General features: G+C 72.7%; 14 protein-coding genes and 1 pseudogene. 2 read left to right on the forward strand and 13 right to left on the reverse strand.

From position 1 onward, the window contains the following. Positions 1 to 6 precede the first annotated feature (6 nt). The 6 genes from CCN72_RS03265 to CCN72_RS03290 all read right to left on the reverse strand — a co-directional run bounded on the left by CCN72_RS03265 (position 7) and on the right by CCN72_RS03290 (position 5,049). Entirely contained in the window at positions 7 to 783 is a 777-nt protein-coding gene (locus CCN72_RS03265) for an endonuclease/exonuclease/phosphatase family protein (RefSeq protein ID WP_086806251.1), read from the reverse strand. 101 nt (positions 784 to 884) lie between these two features. Further along, on the reverse strand, positions 885 to 1,838 hold the full coding sequence (locus CCN72_RS03270; protein WP_037653011.1) for an ROK family glucokinase: 954 nt from the start codon (positions 1,836 to 1,838) through the stop codon (positions 885 to 887). 66 nt (positions 1,839 to 1,904) lie between these two features. After that, positions 1,905 to 2,405: a DUF5304 domain-containing protein gene (locus CCN72_RS03275; RefSeq protein ID WP_086806242.1), complete on the reverse strand. Its 501-nt coding sequence runs from the start codon at positions 2,403 to 2,405 to the stop codon at positions 1,905 to 1,907. Between the two features lie 63 nt (positions 2,406 to 2,468). After that, a complete protein-coding gene (locus tag CCN72_RS03280) occupies positions 2,469 to 3,647 on the reverse strand; it encodes an ArsA family ATPase (protein ID WP_086806243.1) in 1,179 nt (392 codons plus the stop codon). 55 nt (positions 3,648 to 3,702) lie between these two features. After that, positions 3,703 to 4,140 (reverse strand): SRPBCC family protein, encoded by a 438-nt coding sequence (locus CCN72_RS03285; RefSeq protein WP_085564340.1) that lies wholly within the window; start codon positions 4,138 to 4,140, stop codon positions 3,703 to 3,705. Positions 4,141 to 4,251: 111 nt separating this feature from the next. Next, entirely contained in the window at positions 4,252 to 5,049 is a 798-nt protein-coding gene (locus tag CCN72_RS03290) for a metallophosphoesterase family protein (protein WP_078967223.1), read from the reverse strand. 298 nt (positions 5,050 to 5,347) lie between these two features. On the opposite strand from CCN72_RS03290, the gene CCN72_RS03295 reads away from it, so the two are divergent. Next, the gene (locus CCN72_RS03295) at positions 5,348 to 7,144 is read left to right on the forward strand and encodes an AMP-dependent synthetase/ligase (RefSeq protein ID WP_086806244.1); all 1,797 of its coding nucleotides are present in this window, start codon (positions 5,348 to 5,350) and stop codon (positions 7,142 to 7,144) included. Positions 7,145 to 7,226: 82 nt separating this feature from the next. On the opposite strand, the gene CCN72_RS03300 is transcribed toward CCN72_RS03295, so the two are convergent. After that, on the reverse strand, positions 7,227 to 8,369 hold the full coding sequence (locus CCN72_RS03300; protein WP_086806245.1) for a glycosyltransferase family 4 protein: 1,143 nt from the start codon (positions 8,367 to 8,369) through the stop codon (positions 7,227 to 7,229). 131 nt (positions 8,370 to 8,500) lie between these two features. Between CCN72_RS03300 and CCN72_RS03305 the strand changes: the two genes are divergently transcribed. Continuing rightward, positions 8,501 to 9,730: a glycosyltransferase 87 family protein gene (locus CCN72_RS03305; protein ID WP_086806246.1), complete on the forward strand. Its 1,230-nt coding sequence runs from the start codon at positions 8,501 to 8,503 to the stop codon at positions 9,728 to 9,730. Positions 9,731 to 9,763: 33 nt separating this feature from the next. Here the strand turns inward: CCN72_RS03305 and CCN72_RS03310 are convergent. From CCN72_RS03310 to CCN72_RS03335, 6 genes and pseudogenes are all read right to left on the reverse strand, one after another. After that, positions 9,764 to 10,243 (reverse strand): annotated as a pseudogene (locus tag CCN72_RS03310) (MATE family efflux transporter); the annotation flags it as partial. A 5-nt stretch (positions 10,244 to 10,248) separates the two neighbouring features. Then, positions 10,249 to 11,436: a hypothetical protein gene (locus CCN72_RS03315; protein ID WP_086806247.1), complete on the reverse strand. Its 1,188-nt coding sequence runs from the start codon at positions 11,434 to 11,436 to the stop codon at positions 10,249 to 10,251. Positions 11,437 to 11,466: 30 nt separating this feature from the next. After that, positions 11,467 to 12,510: a C40 family peptidase gene (locus tag CCN72_RS03320; protein WP_208637906.1), complete on the reverse strand. Its 1,044-nt coding sequence runs from the start codon at positions 12,508 to 12,510 to the stop codon at positions 11,467 to 11,469. A 242-nt stretch (positions 12,511 to 12,752) separates the two neighbouring features. After that, a complete protein-coding gene (locus CCN72_RS03325; RefSeq protein ID WP_085564345.1) occupies positions 12,753 to 13,787 on the reverse strand; it encodes a C40 family peptidase in 1,035 nt (344 codons plus the stop codon). Between the two features lie 211 nt (positions 13,788 to 13,998). Continuing rightward, entirely contained in the window at positions 13,999 to 15,342 is a 1,344-nt protein-coding gene (locus CCN72_RS03330; protein WP_086806248.1) for an NYN domain-containing protein, read from the reverse strand. A 52-nt stretch (positions 15,343 to 15,394) separates the two neighbouring features. Further along, complete coding sequence (locus CCN72_RS03335; RefSeq protein ID WP_085564347.1) at positions 15,395 to 15,634, reverse strand: hypothetical protein; 240 nt, start codon at positions 15,632 to 15,634, stop codon at positions 15,395 to 15,397. Between the last annotated feature and the right edge of the window lie 97 nt (positions 15,635 to 15,731).

The raw sequence follows: 15,731 nt of genomic DNA on the forward strand, positions 1-15,731 counted from the left end.
GCCGGGTTAGAGGGCTTGGCCGGGCTCGGGTTCCTGTTCGGCGGCCGGGACGCGCAGGGCGGCCAGGACCGGGAGGTGGTCCGTGGCGGCGGTCAGGTCGGCGCGGCTGACGCCCGGCAGGTCCTCGGGGACCCCGCAGCCGAGGACCTCGATGCCCTTGGTGGCGAACACCGCGTCGATACGGCGCGCCGGTGCGTCCCGCGTCCAGGTCTCCTCGCCGCCCCAGGGGGCCACCGCCCGGCAGTCCTGAAGGGCACCGGCGAGCAGGTGGAAGGTGCGGCCGTCGGGGCCCTCGTTCAGATCGCCGCCCACCAGGGCGTGCTCCACACCGAGTCCGTCGAGCCGGTCGAGGAGCAGCCCGCCCTGGGCGTACCGCTCGGTGCCGTCGAGGCTGAGATGACAGCTGATCACCCCGAGCCGGGCGCCGCCGAAGCGGACCACCGCGGTGGCCAGACCGCGCCGGTGCAGACCGGGGGTGAGCGGCAGCAGGACGTCCTCGGTGCGCTCCACGATGGCGCGCAGCGAGCACAGGATCGCGGGTCCCGCGGTGGTGCCGCCGCCGGTGAGGACGACGAGACCACTGGCCCCGGCGAGCCGCGCGAGCTTCTTGCGCCAGCGGAAGAACCGGGGCGCCTCCTGGAGGAGGACCAGGTCGGGCGCGCAGGCGGTGATCACCCGGGCGAGGGCATCGGTGTCGTCGCGCAGGGAGCGGATGTTGTAGCTCAGCACACGGACGACGGCTGAACCATCGGGTTCTGTGTGGGAGTTGGGGAGCGGCGCCATGTGGATCAATGTACGCCCAGGGGGGTGGGTGCGCGGCAGCCGGTTCATGGTGGCCGGCCGCGCCCCGAGGTGGGTGGGTCCACCCCCCTCACCAGCGATCGTTACATGATCGGATCGGGCTCACGGGCCAGGTCCGCCGCGCCGACCATGCCCGCCTTGTTGCCGAGCTGCGCCGCGATCACATCGGCGACGGGACGCCAGTTCCCGCCCACCAGCCACCGCTTGTACGACTTGCGGATCGGGTCGAGGACCAGCTCGCCCTCGTCGGAGAGGCCGCCGCCGACGATGAAGGCGGACGGGTCGAAGAGGGAGGCCAGGTCGGCGAGTCCGGCGCCGGCCCAGCGGGCCAGCTCGCGGTAGGAGTCGACGGCCACCGGGTCGCCCTGCCGGGCGGCCATGGAGATGTGCTTGCCCTCGATGCCGTCCGGGGTGCCGTCGCCGAGCGAGAGCAGCACCTCCGCGTTCTCGGGGGTGGCGTTGGCGCGCTGCTTGGCGTACCTGACCAGGGCGCGCCCGGAGGCGTACTGCTCCCAGCAGCCCTGCGAGCCGCAGCCGCACAGCAGGCCGTCCGGGACCATCCGGATGTGGCCGAACTCGGCGGCCACCCCGAAGTGGCCGCGGCGCAGCTTGTTGCCGATGATGATGCCGCCGCCGAGGCCGGTGCCGAGGGTGATGCAGATGACGTTGCGGTGGCCCTTGCCGGCGCCGAACTTGTACTCGCCCCAGGCGGCGGCGTTGGCGTCGTTCTCGACCACGACGGGGAGGCCGGTGCGGGCCTCGACCTTTTCCTTGAGCGGCTCGTTGCGCCAGTCGATATTGGGGGCGAAGTAGACGGTGGAGCGCTGCCGGTTGACGTAACCGGCCGCACCGATGCCCACGCCGACGATCTCGTGCCCGGCACGCGCGCCCTCCACCGCGGAGGCGATGGCGTCCACGATGGCCTCGGGCGTGGTGGGGGTCGGCACCTTGAAGGTCGAGAGGATGTTGCCTTCCTCGTCGACCACGCCGGCCGCGATCTTGGTGCCGCCGATGTCGACGCCGATGGTGAGTCCCATGAATCCCTCAGTTCGGTCGAGCCCCGCTACGGCCAACCGTACCCGAGGCCCTTGCGGGCGAGGGCTTCAGTCCAGGTCGATGCGCTCTCCGGAGCCGGCCCCCTCACCCCGGTCGCGCCCCTTGCCGCCGTCGCCCTCGCGGTCCTTGCGCCACTCGTCCGCGACGTCGTCAGGACCGGCGGTCCAGCGCTGTTCCTGGGACTGGACGGCGGAGCGGTAGGCGGCGAGCAGTTCGCCGCCGGCGGCGGCGAGATGGTCGAAGACGCCGGGGTTGCGCTCTATGACGGGTTCGACGGCGGCCTTCGCCTGCTGGACGACCTGCTTGACCATCTGCTGGGCCGCGGGTCCGGCGAGGGCGCCGAGCGGGGACTGGAGGCCGGACAGCTTGTCGGCCACCGAGTCCACGAGCTTCTTCAGTTCCTCGGCGGCGGAGCCGGGGGGCGGGCCGTAGGTGGTGCGGCGGCGGGCCTTCTCGGCCTCCAGGTCCTCGGCGCAGGCCGTGGCCCAGGCGTCGGCGTCGCTCACCCGCGGCTCCTCGTGCGGTTCGGCTGGGCGCTCTTCGCTCATGGCGGACTCCTGACTGCGGTACGCCCTTACGTATACGACGTTACCCGAACCGCCGTGCCCCGTTCACCGTGCGGCGGCGGGCCACAGACCGGGGTCCGGGGCGAAGCGCACCCGCAGCTCGCCCTCGCGCAGACCGGCGCCGGAGACGGTGCAGCGGCGCAGCGCGGAGGGCAGGGAGACGATCCGCCGGAAGGCGCTCGCGGTGATCACGAGTTCGTCGCCGCGCCGGATCAGGTCGAGCTCCTCCCGTATGGCGCCGGGCAGCGGGATGTGCCAGACCAGCACCCCGTCCTCGGCGATCCGGTCGGCGACGGGCCACTCGACGGGGCGGTCGGTGCCGGTGACGGCGGGTACGGCGAGGGCGGCGAGGTCGTCCGGGGAGCCCGGGTCGCGGCCGAGGTGCGGCACGGCGTGCACCTCGCACTCCCGCTCGGCCTCCCACTCCCGGAGCGCCTTGCGCTGCTGGGCGACCAGGCCAGCGAGCCAGGTGTCGGGGGTGGTGTCGGGCAGGACGCGGTTGGCGACGAGGGCCTCGGTGCGCAGACCGCGCAGGGCGAGGCCGAGCCGGGCGTTGCGCAGGGCGTCCACGGCGGCGGGGGTGGGTTCGGCGACGAGGCGTACGGCGGTGTCGCGGTCGGTGAGTACGGCCTCCACGGCGGCCAGCTCCACGTCCCAGCGGCCCGCCGTCTCGTACAGCCAGTCGGCGGGCATGGGGACACCGGCGAGCCGGCCGAGCACGGGGCGCAGGGCGCGGGCGGCCTGGCGCTCGGGGGGCAGCAGGCGGCGCAGATAGCGGCGCAGTTCCTCGGGGAGGGCGAGCAGGGCGAGGGCCCCGGGCAGCGGTGGCAGGTCCACGACGAGAAGGTCGTACTTCTCGGAGAGCGCGGCGTCCCGCAGTGCGCGCAGGAACGTCAGCTCCTCGGCGCCGGGCAGCGGGGTGACCTCCTCGGCGTCCAGGCGGGAGGCGCCGAGCAGATCGAGGACACCGGCGGCGCGCTGCTGGAACTCGGCGAGGTCCTGGCGGAAGCCGGCGGCGGCGTCGGGGCGCCAGGCGGTGAGCCGGGGCTCGATCTCCACGGGCCGGGCCCCGGTCGGCGTCCCCAGCGCCGCGCCGGGGGTGTCCGGGCGCTCCGCGCTCAACAACAAGGTCCGACTGCCCTCGCGGGCGGCGCGCAGCGCGGTGGCGGCGGCGACGGTCGTCCGCCCGCTGCCGCCGGGCCCCGTGATCAGGATGGTCCGCATGAGTCCGAACGGTAACGGACACTCCGTGCGGGGTGTCGCGGTGAGGTGACCGGTGTCAGGGGGTCTCGACGCGCTTCTTCAGGCCCGCCAGGGCGCGGTCGATGATGACCTTCTCCGCCTTGCGCTTGATCATGCCGAGCATGGGGATCTTGACGTCGACGGTGAGCCGGTACGTGACCTCGGTGCCGCCCTGGCCCGCCGGTGCCAGCAGGTAGGACCCGTCGAGCGAGCGCAGCATCTGGGACTTGACCAGCGTCCAGGAGACCTCGTTGTCACCGGCCCAGGTGTAGGCCAGCGTCTGGTCGTCCTTGATCGCACCGGCGTCCATGACGAGCCGTACCTCCTGGGCACGCCCCCGCTCGTCGGTCTTGAGGACCTCCGCCTCCTTCACCTCACCGGTCCAGTCCGGGTAGCGGGCGAAGTCGGCGATCACCGCCATGACGTCGGCCGGAGCCGCCTCGATCGTGATGCTCGAACTGGTGTGTTCCGCCATCGCCGTGGCTCCTCCAGATGCGGACCGAAGAGACTCTTGCCGTGCGCTACTGCGCACGTGTGTGCAGCGTGAAGGCTACCGTGCGCCCGCTTCGGCCCCGTCCTCGCCCCGTCACCACTGAAGGGCCCACGGCCGGCCGCTGCCCGCGAAGTGCCCCACGTTCACACACTCCGTCGCCCCGATCCGCATCCTGCGCGCCAGCGGCTGGTGGACATGCCCGAAGAGCGAATACCGGGGCCGGGTACGCCGGATGGCGTCCAGCAGCGCCCGGCTCCCCCGCTCGAAACGGCGCGCGACGGTGTCGTACACCAGCTCCGGCACCTCCGGCGGGATGTGTGTGCACAGCACGTCGACCTCGCCGACCGCCTCGATCTTCGCGGCGTACTCCTCGTCGGAGATCTCGTACGGCGTCCGCATGGGCGTGCGCAGCCCGCCGCCGACGAAGCCGAACGTCCAGCCGCCGATCTCCACCCGCTGCGCGTCGAGGACGGTGACACCGGGACCGGCGTATTCCGGCCACAGCTGCGGCATGTCGACATTGCCGTAGGTGGCGTACGTCGGGGTGGGGAACGCGGCGAAGAGTTCGGCGTACTGCTTGCGTACCGCCTTCTCGATGGCGGTGAAGCGGTCGCCCTCGATCCCGCCCCACAGCTCGGCGCCGAAGGCGCGGGCCTCCTCGAAGCGCCGGGCGGTGCGCAGCTCCACGATGCGGTCGGCGTTCGCCTCTCCGAACAGGTCGGGGAAGATGCCGCGCGAGTGGTCGGCGTAGTCGAGGAAGAGCACCAGGTCACCCAGGCAGATCAGGGCATCGGCACCCTCGCCGGCCCGCGCCAGGTCCCGGGCGTTGCCGTGCACATCGCTGACCACATGGACGCGATGCCGGCTGCTTCGAGGGGGTGTGGATGCCATGGCGATCAAGCGTAGGCGTGTGTGTCGCAGGTGAACAGTCCCGGTCGTGGCCTGCGGTTACTCGCCGGTCGGAGAGGCCGTGGACTACTGTGCGCGAAGGAACGCCATCGTGTGTGACGCAGCGAACATCTGACCGGGACCCCCTGTCGGGAACCGCATACCGACGGGTAACGTCCGGGCAGTCCAGTCGTGCTCTGGGTTTCAGCCACCGGTAGCCCCGAGCACCAGCCCGAGCCTTGGACCGCACCGTCGCATCACACAACGTCGTGGCGCCGGCGCCCTATGAGGAGCAGCAGTCTTGCGCGAGTTCAGCCTTCCGGCCTTGTACGAGGTCCCTGCGGACGGAAACCTGACCGACATCGTCCGCAGAAACGCCGCGCAGCATCCCGACGTCGCCGTGATCGCCCGTAAGTCCGGCGGCACCTGGCAGGACGTGACGGCCCGGCAGTTCCTCGCCGAGGTGCACACCGCGGCCAAGGGACTCATCGCCGCCGGGGTGCAGCCGGGCGACCGGGTGGGCCTGATGTCCCGGACGCGCTACGAGTGGACGCTCCTCGACTTCGCCATCTGGAGCGCGGGCGCGGTGACCGTGCCGGTGTACGAGACCAGCTCGCCCGAGCAGGTGCAGTGGATCCTCTCCGACTCGGGCGCGACCGCCTGTGTCGTGGAGCTGGACGCGCACGCGACCGCCGTGGAGGCCGTACGCGACACGCTGCCCGCGCTGAAGAACGTCTGGCAGATCGAGGCCGGCGCCGTCGAGGAGCTGGAGCGGCTCGGCCAGGACGTGTCGGAGGAGACGGTGGACGAGCGCTCCTCGCTCGCCTGCGCCGACGACCCGGCCACCATCGTCTACACCAGCGGCACCACCGGCCGCCCCAAGGGCTGTGTGCTCACCCACCGCAGCTTCTTCGCGGAGTGCGGCAACATCGTGGAGCGGCTGCGTCCGCTGTTCCGTACCGGCGAGTGCTCGGTGCTGCTCTTCCTGCCGCTGGCCCATGTCTTCGGCCGGCTGGTGCAGATCGCGCCGATGATGGCGCCCATCAAGCTGGGCTGCGTCCCGGACATCAAGCACCTCACCGATGAACTGGCCGCGTTCCGGCCGACGTTGATCCTCGGTGTGCCGCGGGTCTTCGAGAAGGTCTACAACTCCGCGCGCGCCAAGGCGCAGGCGGACGGCAAGGGCGGCGTCTTCGACAAGGCGGCCGACACCGCGATCGCGTACAGCAAGGCCCAGGACACCGCGTCCGGGCCGTCGTTGGGGCTGAAGATCAAGCACAAGGTCTTCGACAAGCTGGTCTACGGCAAGCTGCGCGCGGTCCTCGGCGGCCGGGGCGAGTACGCCATCTCCGGCGGCGCCCCGCTGGGCGAGCGGCTCGGCCACTTCTTCCGGGGCATCGGCTTCACGGTGCTGGAGGGGTACGGCCTGACCGAGTCCTGCGCCGCGACCGCGTTCAACCCGTGGGACCGGCAGAAGATCGGCACCGTGGGTCAGCCGCTGCCCGGCTCCGTGGTGCGGATAGCGGACGACGGCGAGGTGCTGCTGCACGGCGAGCACCTGTTCAAGGAGTACTGGAACAACCCGGGCGCGACGGCGGAGGCGCTGGCCGACGGGTGGTTCCACACCGGGGACATCGGCACCCTGGACGAGGACGGGTATCTGCGGATCACCGGCCGCAAGAAGGAGATCATCGTCACGGCGGGCGGCAAGAACGTGGCGCCCGCGGTGATCGAGGACCGTATCCGCGCGCACGCGCTGGTCGCGGAGTGCATGGTGGTCGGCGACGGGCGGCCGTTCGTCGGCGCGCTGGTCACGCTGGACGAGGAGTTCCTGGCGCGCTGGGCGGCGGAGCACGGCAAGCCGGCGGGTGCCACGGCGGCGTCCCTGCGCGACGACCCGGACCTGAACGCCGCGATCCAGGAGGCCGTGAACGACGGCAACGCGGCGGTGTCCAAGGCCGAGTCGGTGCGCAAGTTCCGTATCCTCGCGTCCCAGTTCACGGAGGACTCGGGCCATCTCACGCCGTCGCTGAAGCTCAAACGGAACGTGGTGGCCAAGGACTACGCGGACGACATCGAGGCGATCTACGCGAAGTAGGCGGACCGCCTCAAGCGATCGGCAGCGCAAAGAAATTGACGGCCCGTCAGAACTAATTGACGGGCCGCCAGTTGTCGAACTGTCAGAGAAGTTCCTTCAAGCGCTCGGCCAGCAGATCCCAGCGCCACTTCTCCTCCACCCACCGGCGGCCCCGCTCCCCCATCCGGCGGCGCAGTTCGGGGTCGCCGAGCAGGGTGACGATGCGCTCGGCGGCCTCGCCGGGTTCGCCGCCGCGGACCACCCAGCCGGTCTCCCCGTCGAGGACCGCGTCCGGGGCGCCGCCGGAGTCGCCCGCGATGACCGGCAGACCGGTCGCGGACGCCTCCAGGTAGACGATGCCGAGGCCCTCGACGTCGAGACCGCCGCGGCGGGTGCGGCAGGGCATGGCGAAGACATCGCCCGCGCCGTAGTGGGCGGGCAGCTCCGCCCAGGGGACGGCGCCGGTGAAGCGGACCGAGGCGTCGACGCCGGTCTCCCGGGCGAGGCGGCGCAGATCCTGTTCGTAGGGGCCGCCGCCGACGATCAGCAGCACGGCGTCCGGCTCGGCGGCGAGGACCCGGGGCATGGCCCGGATCAGCGTGTCCTGGCCCTTGCGCGGCACCAGCCGGGAGACGCAGACGACGACCGGGCGGTCGGTGAGGCCGAGCCGGGCGCGCACCTCGTCGCCGCCGGAGGCCGGGTGGAAGGTCTTCTCGTCGACGCCGGGCGGCAGTTGGACCATCCGCTGCGCCGCCTGCTCGGTGAGCGCGCCGGCGATCCGGGAGCGGGTGTACTCGCCCAGGTAGGTGATCGTGTCCGTGGCCTCGCCGATCCGGCGCAGCAGCTGCCGGGCCGCGGGCAGCTGGGCCCAGCCGGCCTCGTGCCCATGGGTGGTGGCCACCAGGCGCTCGGCACCGGCCCGGCGCAGCGCCGGCGCCATCAGCCCGAGCGGTGCCGCGGCCCCGAACCACACCGAGGTGCAGCCGTGCTCGCGCAGCAGCCCGGCCGCGCACCGGGTCGCCCCGGGGGTCGGCAGCAGCATGGTCGTACGGTCGCGTACGACGGTGAAGGGCTGCTCGGCGTCGAAGGCGGCGGTCGCCTCGACGCCCTCCCGGCTCCGCTTCCAGGTGGAGGCGTAGACGACCAGCCGGTCGGGGTCCAGGCGCAGCGCCATGTTGTGCAGGAAGGCCTGGATGCCGCCCGGCCGGGGCGGGAAGTCGTTGGTCACGATCAGGGTCTTGTGCATCGTCGCCGACCCTACCGAATCGGCCGTCCGGCGCCGGGCGCGACCGGGTGCGTTGGCACGGTCCCCGGCGCTCACGCCATCATGGTCACGCGACACGGGACCCGAAACGGAATCGAACGGCAGGGGAAGACGTGGAGACCAAGGACGCCCGGCGGTCGCCGGCGTACCTGCTCGCGACCTGGTGCGTCACCCGTGCGGTGCTGCTGCTCCTCGTCCTCGGGGTGTACGTCGTCCCCGGCCCGGACGTCACCACGGACGTGTCGGTGATCTACCACAACTGGTACGAGGTGCTGCGCCAGGGCACGTTCCCGCTGGACGACGTCACCTGGCAGTACCCGCCGGCCGCCGCGCTGGCGATCCTCGCGCCCGCCCTGCTGCCGTTCCTCTCCTACCCGCACGCCTTCTTCGCGCTGGCGTTCCTCGCCGACCTGGTGGTCCTGGCGCTCCTGCTGCGCTCGGCCCGGAGGCCCGGCCGGTCGCGGCGCGGGGCCTGGGTGTGGGTGGCGGGCGCCCCGCTGCTCGGGCCGACGGTGTACGCGCGCTACGACGTGATGGTGACCGCGGTGGCCGTGGCCGCGCTGCTCGCGGGGGCCCGGCATCCCCGGGTGATGGGCGCGCTGGCGGCCTTCGGGGCGCTGCTGAAGGTGTGGCCTGCGCTGCTGCTGGCCGGTGCGGTACGGCGCCGGGCGTGGGTGTCGGCGGCGGTGACCGGGGCGGGGCTCGCGGCGGCGTTCGCGCTGTGGATGCCGGGCGCGTTCGCCTTCCTGACCTTCCAGCGGGAGCGGGGCACGGAGGTGGAGTCGCTGGGCGCCCTGGTCTTCCATGTGGCCCGGCACTTCGGCTGGAGCGGGCAGGTGCTGCTGAACTACGGCTCGATCGAGTTCCTGGGCCCGTACGTGCCCGAGGTGAGCGCGGCGGCGCTGGCCCTGACGGCGGGCGCGTTCGGCTGGCTGCTGCTGTGGCGCCTCAGGGCCCGCCGCTTCCCCCCGCACGTACTGACGGACGCGGCGCTGACCGCCGTGCTCCTCTTCACCACCACGAGCCGGGTGATCAGCCCCCAGTACCTGGTCTGGCTGATCGGCCTGGCCGCCGTCTGCCTCACCCACCGCGCCTCCCGGATGACCGCCCCGGCCCTCCTGGTCCTGGCCGCCTCCTTCCTGACCCTCCTGGAATTCCCCATCGGCTTCGTCCACGTGGTCTCCAGCGACTGGTACGGAATCACCCTCCTGCTCCTGCGCAACGCCCTCCTGGCCACCGCCACCCTGCTCGCGGCCCGCCGCCTGTGGCGCGCCACCACCTCCCCGGCGACGACCCCCGTCCAGCCGCTCCCCACGCCCCGGGAGACCTCGGTCTCCCCCTGACCCCGCGCACGCCGGCACGCCCGCCGTGCTCAGGGCGCGCCGCGACAGCGTCGCCACCGCCGCGCACTGCACGGCCATCGAGACCGCGAGGGCCAGCGCGACGCCGGGCAGCCGGAGCCCCGACAGAGCGGCGGCGAGCGGGAGTCGGACGGCGGTGCCGAGCAGGGTGATCCGCAGCGGCGCGGGCGCTCCCCCGCTGCCCTCGAAGACCCCGCCGAGCGCGATGAAGCCGGCCATCAGCAGCAGACAGGGGCCGACGCAGCGCAGGAAGAGCACGCCCTGGTGGGCGACGGCGGGTCCGGCGCCGAACGCGGCCATGACCAAGGGCGCGGTGCCCGCGAACAGGACGGCCGCGGTGAGGCCGAGCACCCCGGAGAGCAGCACCGCCTGCCGGCCGATGTCCCCGCGGGCGTCCGTACCCGCGCCCCGGGTGTGCGCGATGTGGATCGCGGCGGCCTGGCGCACCGCGTAGAAGGCCATGGTGGCCAGGTACAGCGTCTTGTAGGCGATCGAGACCCTCAGCCCAGCTGCGCCCTGACGTACTTCTGCCAGCGGGTGGTGAAGGCGTCCGGGGTCAGGCCGAGGACGCGGTGCAGGGCGGTCTCGACGGCGCCGGGGCGGGTGGTGCGCGTGCCGACGGCGCGGTAGAAGGCGGCGAGGCGGGCCGCGCCCCACTGCTCGGCGATCATGCGGCAGGCCAGCCAGCCGCTCTCGTAGGCCCGGGCCAGCTCGGTGGGGTCGCTGGTGAAGCCGAAGTCCTTGTCGGTGGGGAGCGCGGCGGGCACCTGGCCGGCGCCGACGGCGCGGGCGAGTTCCGGGGCGGCCTGGGCCGGGGTGCGGTCGGTGCCCAGGTAGCCGATCCAGTCGGCGTAGCCCTCGGAGAGCCAGAGGGGGGTGGCCTCGGTGGTGTGGGCGCGGGTGGCCACATGGGTGGTCTCGTGGGTGAGGACGACCTGTTTGCCCATCGCGCCGAGGACGGCGTACGCGTCCGGGTTGATCACCACCCGGTCGGCCGGTGTCTGTCCCGCGCCGCCCGCCTCCCCGGTGGTCACGGCGGCGATCCCCCGGTAGTTCGCGGCGGGCGAGCCGAGCAGACCCGCCATGCCCGTCAGGGACTTGGGGACCAGGACGACGACCCGGCGCGTCCAGTCGGTGCCCCACTCCTTGGACACCGCCGGTACCGCCTCGTCGGCCATCCGCGCGTACGCGCGCAGCTCGGCCGCCGGCTGCCCGGTGCCGAGCACCAGGCTGTGCGCACCGGGTACGGCGGTCACCGTGCCCTGGTCCCACAGCTGCTGCCCGGACTTGTCGGCGGGCCGGTCGGCGCTGACGTACCAGGTGCCGGAGGCGGTGCGGGCCAGGGTGAGGGTGCGCCGGGTGTCGACGGGGGCCCGGTCGTACCCGGCGACCTTGTAGGTGAGGTCGGCGTCCGCGGTGGCCCCCGCGGCGGTGCGGCGCAGGGTGGTGATCCGGTACGCCCAGGAGGCCAGCGGCAGGGCGCGCAGCCTGGTGTACTCGGTGCTCGCGCCCGTCGCGCCGTACGCCTGCGCGTCATGCCGCAGCAGCGCCGCCGAGCGCAGGTCCAGGAGGTGCTGCACCTCGCCCTTCGCGGAGTCGGCCGCCGTCCGCCCGGCGCATCCGGTCAGGGACAGCAGCAGACACAGGGCCGCCGCCCCGCCGCTTCTCACCCGCCTGCCACCGGCCATCACACGATCGTACGGCGCGCCGCCGGGGCGTCAGGGCCGGGTCACCGAGGAGATCGGCATCATCCCCACCGGGTCGTAGCGCACCGCGGCTCCCGGATGGGGCGCGTGGATGACCTGGCCGTGGCCGACGTACATCGCCACATGGCTGGCGTCGGAGCGGTACACCACCAGATCGCCGGGGCGGGCCTGGGAGAGCGGGACGCGCCGCCCGGCGAACCGCTGCTCCTGGGAGGTACGGGGCAGCTGGATGCCGGCGTGCGCGTACGACCACTGCATCAGGCCCGAACAGTCGAAGCCGGAGGGCCCGTTGGCGCCCCACACATAGGGGCGGCCGAGCGCGGAGCGGGCGGCGGCCAGGGCCGCGGCGGCGCGCGCGTCGGGGGCGCCGGCCAGGCCGGTCAGGTCGGACAGGCCGAGCCGGTCGGGTCCTGCCGAGCGGGAGGACCGGTCGTAGGCGGCGCGGTCGGCCGCGGACAGCGTGTTCAGCAGCTGCCGGGCCCGGGCGAGCTTGCCCTCCACCGTCCGCTTGTGCGCGGCGACCGCCCGGCGGGCGCGGTCCAGCGCGTCGAGCTCGTCGGCCGCCTCCGCCCGCTCCTGGTCCAGCTCGCGCAGCGCGGAGCGCAACTCCCGCAGCCGACCCGCCTCCTGGGCGCTGATCCGGTCGAGGGTGGCGGCCTTGTCGAGGTAGTCGTCGGGATCGTCGGAGAACAGCAGCGCGACGGCCGGGTCGATGCCGCCCGAGCGGTACTGCGCCCCGGCCAGCGAACCCAGCTCCTCGCGCAGCGTGTTGACGTCCTGCTGGCGGCGGGCGACCCGGTCCTGGGTGCGGCGGACCTCGCGGCGCAGCGCGTCGGTGCGCTCCTGGGCCCGGTCGTAGTCCTGGGTCGCCTGCTCGGCCTCCGTGTAGAGCCGGTCCACCTCGGCGCGGGCATCGGGATGCGGCGCGGCGTGCGCCGGTACTGCGCCGAGGGCCGCGGCGGCGGCCGACAGGGCGCACAGGGCTGCGGCACCCCGGTCGAATCCGCCCGGTGCGCGGCGCTTCCCGGACGGTGCAAGGCGGCGATGGGACCCCACGGTTTGCCGAACCCCTTCCACTGGCTGACACGGACGACGTTCCCCGGCGCCTGGGGACGGGGAGGCCCCGGCGCCGGGGAAACGCGGCAGACAGTAGCCGTGCAAAAGGGCCGCGGCCAAAGACCGCGACGGCAACAAAGAGTGACGCCCCGCCGCTGACGCAGGTCACCGGCGGGGCGTGGAGTCAGTTTGCGTCCCGTGGATTCGCCCGATCGGGCGCCCTCCCCGGGAGCGTCGGGGGTTTAAACCCGGACGCCGAACTGGAACGGCATGTCGGACATCGCCTCATAGCGCACCACGGCACCGGTGTGCGGGGCGTGCAGCACCTGGCCGCCACCCGCGTACAGACCGACGTGGTGGATGTCGCCGTAGAAGAACACCAGGTCGCCGACCTTGAGCTGACTCTGGCTGTAGATCCGGGTGCCTATGTTGGCCTGCTCCTCGGAGGTGCGCGGGATGGAGACGCCGGCCTGCGCGTAGGCGTAGGAGGTCAGACCCGAGCAGTCGAAGGAGGAGGGGCCGGTGGCGCCGTAGACGTACGGCTTGCCGATCTGGCCCTGGGCGGCGGCGAAGGCGGCCGCGGCCCTGCCCGAGGCGGGCGGGGCGTCACCGAGGTTCACCCGCTCGCTGGAGGAGCGGTCGGCGCGCTGCTGCTGGGCGGCGAGGTCGGCCTTCTCCTTGGCGGTGAGGCTGTTGAGGATCTTCTGGGCCGCGGCGAGCTTGGCCTGGACGTCCTTCTTCTTGTTGCCCAGTTCGGTGCGGGTGTCCGCGAGGTCCTTGAGCTTCTCGGTGGCCTCGGAGCGCTCCTGGGCGAGCTCGCGCTGCTTGCTCTGGATCTTGCGCAGCGCGTCGACCTGCTGGCTGCTCAGCTGGTCGAGGGTGGACGCCTTGTCGAGGAAGTCGTCCGGGTTGGAGGAGAGGAAGAGCTGGACCGAGGGGTCGATACCGCCGGAGCGGTACTGGGCCGTGGCCAGCGAACCCAGGCCGTCGCGCAGCTTGTTGAGGTCTTCCTGACCCCGCGCGACGTTGTCCTGGATCGTGGAGATCTCCTTCTGGAGCTTCTGCTGCTTCTCCTTGGCGCCGTTGTACTTCTCGGTGGCCTGCTCGGCCTGCTCGTACAGCTTGTCGACCTTGGACTTGACCTGGTCCTTGCTGAGCTTCTCACTCGGCGCGGCGTTCGCGGCGTTCGCGCTGAGCACGACGGCGGCGGCTGCTGCGGTGGTCAGCACGGTCACACGTGCACGGCTCTGCTGCTTGGGTCGACGGTGGGACGCCACGGAGGACGAACTCCTTCTTGTGAGTGTTCACCCGTTCGGAGGTTCGAGCCCCGACCCTAGTGACCATGTTGTGATCATTCAAATCCTCACGGCAAAAATTCCCGTCACGCAATGCATTCTTTGCACACAATCCACGAGCAGTGATGGCCGATTGACCCTACGTTGCGTGACGGGACGGCCAATTCGGGCATTAGCTACGCCCGTTGGGCCTTCAGGACAGTCGCTTCAGAAGTACCGCAGAGGCCACGGGCCGGGCACCCGCCCGTGCCACACCGTCGGCCACCTCGCGGTCGGTGGAGGCGACGATGACCGGCCGGCCCGGCGGCTCCGCGCGCACCAGCTGGCGGATCAGCTCGTCGGCCGTGACACCCGGCTTGGAGAACAGCACCCGCACCCCGCGCGGCGGCGCGAGCAGCACCGGCGCGGCCAGCTCGGCGCCGTCGAAGACGCAGGTCACCTCGGCACCGGTCTGCGCGGCGAGCGCGGACAACTGGCCCAGCAGCCGCAGCCGCTGCTTCTCCAGCGGCATCTGCGGATAGCCGGTCTTGGTCACGTTGTACCCGTCGACGACCAGATGCGCCTGCGGCAGCGCGAGCAACTGGTCGAGGATCGCCGGGTCGTGCTCGGACAGGGCGCGCGCCGCGATGTCCTTCGGCGTCATCCGGCCCGGCTCCACCGCGTCGACGGTCTCGGCCGGGCGCACGGACACCGGCGGCAGCGCCAGCTCGCGCCGCAGGCCCTGGGTGGCCTCCAGCAGGGTGTCGAGCAGCAGCCGTACCCGCATGTCCTCCACGCTGCGCCCCTCGCGGGCGGCCTTGCGGGTGGCCTCCAGGGCCGCCTCCGCCTCGCCGAGCCGCGCCTTGAGCCGCCGCGACTCGCTCTCCGCGGCCGACACCCGGGTGCCCGCCTCCGCGCGTACGGCGTCCATCTCGCCCTGCGCCTTGCGCAGCGCGGCCTCGCCCCGGCGCACATCGCTCTGCGCGGAGCGCAGCTTGCGGTTCAGGGACTCCAGGTCCCGCTTCGCCGACTCCAGCTCACCGCGCAGCCGTTCGGTCTCGGTCCTGGTGTGCTCGCGGGCGCGCTCCAGTTCGGCGCGCAGCCGCTCCAGTTCGGCGCGGCTCTCCTCGTCGGCCCGCTCGGCGTCGGCGCGCTGCGCCTCCTCGCCGGCCGCGGTGACCAGCTTCACCCAGCCCGCCGGGCGCAGCACATAGGCGGCCGCCGCCACATCGAGCGGATCGACGGCCGCGGGCACGGAGCCGGCCTCCAGGGCGCCGGCCAACTCCGGCTGCGCGGCGCGGAACTTCTCGCCGATCCGCTGCCGGAACAGTGTGTCGGTCTCCAGCGCCGCGGCCATCGCGTTCCCGGCGAACTTCGCGCGACGATTCGGGGCGAACCGGGCGTACTGCCGCAGCTGTGCGGGCAGTTCGGCCACGGTCAGCTTGCCGAAGCACTCCGAGACGATCGCGACGACCCTGCGGCGCACCCCGTCGGACAGCGGACGGTCAAGCACCTCAGCGGTGCCGTCGCCCGGCCCCCCGCCTGCGCTCTCCACCATCCGTCACACCCCACTACCTTGCCGAAGAAATGCCTCTTCGGGCCCGGCCCCGTCAGGAGTCGGTGCCCGGCCTGTCCACGAGTTCCACCTGGTCCACCGCGTTGCACCAGCGGCAGCGCACCGATTCGATCGTCTCACTGACCACCTGGCGCTCCTCCACCGTCGGCTCGCCCGCGAGATCGAGGTGGACATACTCCACGACCTTCGAGGAGCGGGTGACGTCGAAGCGGGTGAGGTTGCCGCACAGGGTGCAGCGCCATCGCGTCGTGGCGGTCGGCTCGGGAACCGTCATCGTGCCCTTCTCAGGTCGGTCGGACCGCGCCGGCGGGCCGACGCGTGTGGCTCGTAACCCTACGGCCTGGCGGCCTCTCGCCGCCCGTCCATCCGAG

Source organism: Streptomyces murinus (assembly GCF_002154555.1).
GTDB lineage: Bacteria > Actinomycetota > Actinomycetes > Streptomycetales > Streptomycetaceae > Streptomyces > Streptomyces murinus.

Excerpts from the sequence above, each read along its gene's own strand:
- CCN72_RS03335 (WP_085564347.1), bottom strand. The coding sequence starts at position 15,634 with ATGACGGTTCCCGAGCCGACCGCCACGACGCGATGGCGCTGCACCCTG.
- CCN72_RS03330 (WP_086806248.1), bottom strand. The coding sequence starts at position 15,342 with ATGGTGGAGAGCGCAGGCGGGGGGCCGGGCGACGGCACCGCTGAGGTG.
- CCN72_RS03265 (WP_086806251.1), bottom strand. The coding sequence starts at position 783 with ATGGCGCCGCTCCCCAACTCCCACACAGAACCCGATGGTTCAGCCGTC.
- CCN72_RS03275 (WP_086806242.1), bottom strand. The coding sequence starts at position 2,405 with ATGAGCGAAGAGCGCCCAGCCGAACCGCACGAGGAGCCGCGGGTGAGC.
- CCN72_RS03285 (WP_085564340.1), bottom strand. The coding sequence starts at position 4,140 with ATGGCGGAACACACCAGTTCGAGCATCACGATCGAGGCGGCTCCGGCC.
- CCN72_RS03270 (WP_037653011.1), bottom strand. The coding sequence starts at position 1,838 with ATGGGACTCACCATCGGCGTCGACATCGGCGGCACCAAGATCGCGGCC.
- CCN72_RS03315 (WP_086806247.1), bottom strand. The coding sequence starts at position 11,436 with ATGGCCGGTGGCAGGCGGGTGAGAAGCGGCGGGGCGGCGGCCCTGTGT.
- CCN72_RS03290 (WP_078967223.1), bottom strand. The coding sequence starts at position 5,049 with ATGGCATCCACACCCCCTCGAAGCAGCCGGCATCGCGTCCATGTGGTC.
- CCN72_RS03300 (WP_086806245.1), bottom strand. The coding sequence starts at position 8,369 with ATGCACAAGACCCTGATCGTGACCAACGACTTCCCGCCCCGGCCGGGC.
- CCN72_RS03280 (WP_086806243.1), bottom strand. The coding sequence starts at position 3,647 with ATGCGGACCATCCTGATCACGGGGCCCGGCGGCAGCGGGCGGACGACC.